At 39.0% G+C, this 5612-nt stretch carries 5 protein-coding genes; all 5 read right to left on the bottom strand.

The window, feature by feature from the left end; genetic code table 11:
* Nucleotides 1-2326, bottom strand: a 2326-nt coding sequence (locus G5221_RS20180) for a methyltransferase domain-containing protein (protein ID WP_421263797.1), incomplete at its 3' end; no start/stop codon positions are given.
* A complete protein-coding gene (locus tag G5221_RS20175; protein WP_421263796.1) occupies nt 2323-3765 on the bottom strand; it encodes an ABC transporter ATP-binding protein in 1443 nt (480 codons plus the stop codon). The genes G5221_RS20175 and G5221_RS20180, both read right to left, overlap by 4 nt.
* Complete coding sequence (locus G5221_RS20170) at nt 3755-4582, bottom strand: ABC transporter permease (RefSeq protein ID WP_421263795.1); 828 nt, start codon at nt 4580-4582, stop codon at nt 3755-3757. Before G5221_RS20170 ends, G5221_RS20175 begins: the two co-directional genes overlap by 11 nt.
* 43 nt (nt 4583-4625) lie before the next feature.
* Nucleotides 4626-5174 carry a dTDP-4-dehydrorhamnose 3,5-epimerase gene (rfbC, locus tag G5221_RS20165; RefSeq protein WP_421263794.1) on the bottom strand — a complete coding sequence of 183 codons (549 nt, stop codon included), beginning with the start codon at nt 5172-5174 and terminating at the stop codon, nt 4626-4628.
* 61 nt (nt 5175-5235) lie between these two features.
* Nucleotides 5236-5612, bottom strand: a 377-nt coding sequence (locus G5221_RS20160; protein ID WP_421263793.1) for a sugar phosphate nucleotidyltransferase, incomplete at its 5' end; no start/stop codon positions are given.

Genomic DNA, 5612 nt, shown 5'->3' with positions numbered 1-5612 from the left:
CTACCTCACGTGCAAGCGCTTGAGCATGTGCATCCTTCTCTGCTACCTCACGTGCAAGCGCTTGAGCATGTGCATCCATATCAATAATTTCTTTTGCTAAAGACTGAGACCGCTCATTTAGTCTTTTTATTTCCATACCAAGTTCTTCAACCCGAGAGTTTTGAGAAAAAATAGAAATCTTTAGCAATTCAATGTTTTTATCTAAGTTATTATTAGTTTCTTTCAGCTGTGCATTTTCAATATCTTTGTTCTCGATATGACGTTTCAGGTCGTATAGTTGCCGCTCAAAGAAACCTTTACTTTCTTGATAGATTAACCCCTGTTTTGTTGTACTAGCATTATTAATTGCAGTCAGTAGATATACACATCGACTCGCCTTGTCAAACAACTGAGCCATTTCAGGAAAACCAAATGGTAAAGGCGAATCAATATCACCAATAACATTCAACCAAGATGCTGTAGAAATACGACGCACCTCTTGAATGGATTTTAAAAGGTATGACTTGGCTTTATTAGGTGATTTTTCATTTAAATATATAATTGCCAACCAATATAGTGAATCGATGATCTTGGCGCCAAGTAATGGACTATATTTCAACACGTCATATTCAGAGCAAGAAGTATAAAGTTGCTTGGCTTTTGAAATATCCCCCCTTTTTCTTGCTAACTCACCGCCAGCATAAAGTAGAGATACGATCCAACGTTGTTGGTGAGGCGAGGGCTCATCTATTCTCTTATAATCAATTACTTTAGATACAAGATCATTATAATCCTGTTCAGAGATACAATCATAAGACATTACATTATATATATATCCGCATAAAGCAGCGCCATAGTCCACCGAAGACATTGAGAAATGATTGAGCACATTTTGCTGCATTGAAGATAAACATTTGTATGAGGTATTTCTCATTCCAATTGCAATCATGCCCTTCACAAGCCATGGATTATTATAATCTCTTGAAAATGCAGACACATTAAATTCATCACTTTCAGGAATTTTCCAGCAAGTCTCATAATATGGAACATTAATACCCTCGGCTGGATTCTTCATAACAAGCAGTAAAATCCATTCGGCTTCACTATCTAATTCCTTGTTAGGGTCAATCTCAGTCCATTTTCTGGGGGAATGGTGACATTTCATAGCTCCACCAGCTACTTGTGTGTATCCCTTTTCCAACATGAAGTACTTGCTACACTCTCCAACCAATCTCGGCCATGTATAAACATGTAAATGATGAGGATTTGGATCTTTTCCTGTCTCATCGGCCCAATTGTTTGGGGCGCAGAGCATTATTCTACCAGAAGGTTTAAGAACTCGTTTTAACGCATTTAAATACAACTCCGGTTCCGGAACATGTTCTATTGTTTCGAAGGCAGTAATGAAATCGATACTATTGTCTGGTATTTCATCCAGTCTCTGTGCATCGCCAACATAGAATTCAACCTCTCCAGTCATTCCATAGTGAGCACGAGCATACGAAATACCAAAATCACTGAGATCGACCCCGACAACTTTTTTGGCTCTTGAATTTTGATATAAAATGTGACTCCCATAACCTAATCCACATGCTACGTCAAGAACAGTGTCTTCTGGGCGAATAAGTTCAGCCGCCTTGTGGTATCTGATACAATGAGCATCACTACGCCGACCTGTTTCGCGCAACATATCTGTATGAAGTAGGCGTTCTTCAGGAAGGACTTTCAGATCATATTTATCCAAAGCATTTTTGTTAACCTTTTCTAATAGTATAAATATCTGCCAACCATCGTTATTTAACGATTCATAATTGTTTACATGATAATATAGAGGATGCTTTCGGAAACCATTTTCAAAGCAGCAGCTCTCCCACCAAGTACGATTTTCGACAGTTAAATGCCAATGCCCATCGCGATCTTCGGTGGTTGCTATCTGAAGAAAGACATATCTAGATGACACACGATATAGCTCCTGAAGAGCCTTTGGTACATCATCTTTAGCAAGATGTTCCATGCAATCGGTAGAAACAATATAGTCAAAACTATCATCTGAAAATGGCATTGATAAAATTGACCCTTGATAAAAGCGCTCAGGCCATCTCGTATTAGCTCGTTCAATGACTATATCTGAAACATCAAACCCATACGCATCAATTCCTCTTTTGAGAAGCTCACAGACAAGATACCCCTCCCCACTTCCAACATCGAGTACTTTTCCAAAACCACAAGAACTAGCAATCAGCTCTGAGATATCGACTAGATTACTACTCCGCTCATTCTCACGATCTTCATGGCACCAATATGAGTCATACATACTGTGATAATCTACATTCACTGAGTCTTTCATTTACAATTCTCCCAATTTGCTGCCATCTGAAGATCGGTCATACCACCAAAGAAATACTCATCTTGTCTAATCAATGTCTGGAAGAATGCCGCTTCATCTTTCCAATGCAAAACTCGCTGCGCACTATAGTCAGGTTTATCCTCGTAGGATAAACAAGCCTGGATCTCATATAAGTTAGTTCCTAATACGCAATGAAATTCAAACCAAACAGAAAACTCCTCATTTGTTTTTATTATTTTATCCCAAAATAAAGGCCCCTCTTTCGCCCCAGAAATAATTTGTATATCTTGGTTAAGGGTTCCCCAAGAATATATTTTTATTCCCTCTCTACTTCTAATTCTCACAGCAACGTTAATATGATTTATTTCAATATTTGAGCGACTTTTTACACATATTTTAATTTTATCTCCGGGGTAAAAAACGGCACAAGGTTCATCTTTTTCATTGAATGTTGCAACACTAATAATCTCCATTTCACCTTCACCGAAGGATAAGCTATCAGCTCGGCTAGATTGGGAAATAACAACTTCCTTATTGACACTGGATATTAAAGGCTCGTCATTTTTTTTAAAAGAATTGCTAGGGCCTGAAGATTCTTTATTTTTTACTTCTGCGTTAGTCTTAACTGTTTGGTTTGGCTTTGGAATTAGATTTGAAAAATAAGAAGACTCCTCTTCATGAAGAAGCTTACGGTAAGCTAATATTACTTTTGAAGAAGTATCACATAATACCTCTCTGCCTTTTTTTAAGAGAAGACTACGTTGAGTTAACGTTCTAACAGACTCTTGATCATGGGATACAAATAATAAAGTGACCCCATCTGATAAAAGTTTCTCAATGCGCTGAAAACAACGCTTCTGAAATAATGCATCACCGACAGCCAATGCTTCATCAATAATCAATATATCAGGATCAATTTGTACCTGAACAGCAAATGCCAAACGCACTAACATACCACTGGAATATGTTTTGACTGGCCTTTCTAAATATTCACCAATATCAGCAAATGCCGCAATTCTATCAAAACGAGCATCTATTTCATCTCGACTCATACCGAGTAGCATACCATTAAGATAAACATTATCTCGCCCAGTAAATTCTGGGTTAAATCCTGATCCCAACTCGAGAAGTGCAGCTACACGCCCCTTAGTGTACACCGAACCCTCGGTGGGATTTAGTGTTCCAGTTATCAGTTGAAGCAGCGTGCTTTTTCCACAACCATTTCTCCCTACAATACCGAATGCCTCCCCTTTCTTTACTTCAAAAGAAATATCCCGAAGAGCCCAATGTTCCTTAAAATACTGTCTACGCTCAAACCCAAGTAAACCTTGCATTGGAGGGATTATAAATTGCTTTAAGCGATCTCTTGGAGATGAATATATTTCATAACGTTTACTAAGCTTTTCTACTTTTATGGATATTTCATTATTAGATGACATCTGCGAATCCTTTTCTTGTCTTTTGGAACCATACATAACCTAACCAAGAAACACATACAGATATCATCATATAATAGCCCCACAAAACCCAGTCTATACCATTCCCCCAATACATAGCACTTCTAGCTTGTTCAACTGCAAGTGTCACTGGACTCAGCCTTACTATCCCTTGAAATAATTCGGGTAGACTTTCTATAGGATAGAAGATTGGCGATAGAAACATCAATATAGATACGACCGTACCGACAACTTGGGATACATCCCGTAAGTATACCCCTAACGATGAAAGCATCCAAGTTATACCAAGAATGATAAATAGCAATGGTAGTATAACAATAGGGAAAAGTAGTATCTCAATATGAGGAATACCAAATATTACTATATAGAAACAAATCCAGACGCAGAGGCTAACTAACAAATGGAATAATGCACTTAGCATAGTTACAACAGGTAGTATCTCTAATGGAAAAATTATTTTCTTTATAAAGTTTACGTTAGATTGCATCAAAGATGGTGCACGATTTAAACATTCAGCAAAGAAATTGAAAATCATCAAACCGGAAAATAGTATTAGCGCAAACTCAGCTTTAGAACCGCTTCCTCCTAACCATCTAGCTTTAAATACAACACTAAAAAAGAACGTATATACACACAACATCAAAACTGGATTTAAAAAGGACCATAATAGCCCCAAAAAAGAACCCTGATATCTACCAATAACATCACGCAACGTCATTTGAATAATTAGCTGCCTATTTTTCCATAGATTGCTAACTAGTGAAAAAGATCCTATTTGTTTAGAACAAAACATTTTCATTTACCACATGCACTGTTAATGTATAGAAATAATTCTATCGTCTTCATTGAAAATATTCTGTACATCCAAAATTCGGATGCACCTTATCTTTGTCTGACATGATATATGCATCAAGACATGGCCACGATATGTTAATGTCAACATCATTCCATATAATCCCTCTATCATTTTGAGGAGAATAATAGGCTGTTGTTTTATACAAAAACTCTGCTGTCTCGCTTAACGTCAGGAATCCATGGGCAAACCCTTCCGGGATCCACAACTGTCGCTTGTTTTCACCTGACAGATGAACTCCTACCCATTGCCCGAAGGTCGGTGAGCTTCTGCGGATATCCACCGCCACATCAAATACTTCACCCACTACACAACGCACCAGCTTCCCCTGGGCATACGGGGGCAATTGATAGTGCAAGCCACGCAATACCCCTTTCGACGATTTGGAGTGATTATCCTGCACAAAAGTAACCGGATATCCTACGGCCTCTTCAAACGACTTGTGGTTGAAACTCTCAAAGAAAAAACCTCGTTCATCACCAAAGACTTTTGGCTCAAAAATAAGTACGTCAGGAATTGCTGTCTTGATTACATTCATCTGTCTATCCACATTAAATTCAATCTTTATGGGGGAGCATATTCCCTCCCCCTATATCAAATCAGGCTTTGGCAACCATTCTTAACAAATATTGGCCATAGGCATTTTTTGCCAACGGCGCGGCAAGCTCACGAACCTGTTCAGCATTAATAAACTTCTGGCGATAGGCAATCTCTTCCGGGCAAGCCACTTTCAACCCCTGACGGGTCTCGATGGTCTGAATAAAGTTGCTCGCTTCTATCAGGCTTTCATGAGTACCGGTATCAAGCCAGGCATAACCACGGCCCATCATCGCCACCGACAGATTACCTTGCTCCAGGTAGATACGGTTCACATCGGTAATTTCCAGCTCACCACGGGCCGACGGCTTCAGGCTCTTGGCGATCTCCACCACGCTGTTGTCGTAGAAATAGAGGCCGGTCACCGCATAGTTGCTCT

Source organism: Aeromonas sp. 602200 (assembly GCF_049173895.1).
GTDB classification, from domain to species: domain Bacteria; phylum Pseudomonadota; class Gammaproteobacteria; order Enterobacterales; family Aeromonadaceae; genus Aeromonas; species Aeromonas veronii_A.
The sequence above is the reverse complement of the archived record's forward strand: the minus strand, read 5'-3'. Positions and strand labels throughout refer to the sequence as shown.